This window comes from Actinomadura macra NBRC 14102 (genome assembly GCF_001552215.1).
In the GTDB taxonomy this organism is placed as follows: domain Bacteria; phylum Actinomycetota; class Actinomycetes; order Streptosporangiales; family Streptosporangiaceae; genus Spirillospora; species Spirillospora macra.
The window spans coordinates 1-1,002 of the sequence record NZ_BCQT01000052.1 but is presented as its reverse complement, the minus strand read 5'-3'; the positions used below and the strand labels follow the sequence as shown (position 1 = coordinate 1,002).

Genomic DNA, 1,002 nt, shown 5'->3' with positions numbered 1-1,002 from the left:
CGTATGTGATTTATACGTCGGGGTCGACGGGTGTTCCGAAGGGTGTGGGGGTGGGGCATGGTTCGTTGGTGAATTTGGTGTCGGTGTTCGGTCCGATGATGGGTGCGGGTCCTGGTCAAGGGGTGTTGCAGTTCGCGTCGTTCAGTTTTGATGCGTCGGTTCTGGATGTGGCGGTGGCGTTGTCGCATGGTGCGGCGTTGTGGGTTGCTAGTGATGAGCAGCGGGTGCAGCCGCAGCGGTTGGGTGAGTTGGTGGGTGCGGGTGCGGCCAGTGTGGTGCCCTCGTTGTTGGGTGCGGTGGATCCAGAGGACTTGCGGCAGGTGGAGACGTTGCTGGTCGGCGCGGAGGCGATCAGTGCGGGGGTTGCGGGGGTGTGGTCTGCGGGGCGTCGGTTGGTGAACACCTATGGGCCGACTGAGGCGACGGTGATGGTGGCTTCGGGTGTGGTGGATCCGGAGCGGCCTGGTCCGGTGCCGTTCGGTAGCCCGATCGCTAACACTCGCTTGTATGTGCTGGACGGGACGCTGAGCCCGGTGCCGGTGGGTGTCGCGGGCGAACTCTATATCGCCGGCGCTGGATTGGCTCGCGGCTACATCGCCCGACGGGGATTGACGGCGGAACGGTTTGTGGCGTGTCCGTTCGGTTCGATGTCGGGCGAGCGGATGTATCGGACGGGTGACCTGGCCAAGTGGACGTCCGATGGTCAGTTGGTGTTCGCCGGTCGTGCGGATGAGCAGGTGAAGGTGCGGGGGTTCCGGATCGAACCCGGCGAAGTCGAGGCGGCTTTGCTGGCGCATTCGGCAGTCGCCCAGGCGGTTGTTGTTGCTCGGGAGGACACCCCCGGAGACAAGCACCTTGTGGCCTATGTCGTGTCTGCCGGCCCGGACGTCGAGATCGATCTCGAAGAATTGCGGCGGTTCGTTGCAGGTCGTTTACCGGAGTATATGGTCCCGGCTGCGTTGGTGGTGTTGTCGGAGTTGCCGTTGAATGCGAATGGAAAGC

Annotated in this window: 1 protein-coding gene; it reads left to right on the top strand. The window is 63.6% G+C overall.

Translation table 11 applies throughout. The features are described 5' to 3' along the window. Positions 1 to 5: 5 nt before the first annotated feature. Positions 6 to 1,002: amino acid adenylation domain-containing protein (locus AMA02S_RS39685; RefSeq protein ID WP_369688433.1), on the top strand; the 997-nt coding region annotated here is incomplete at its 3' end.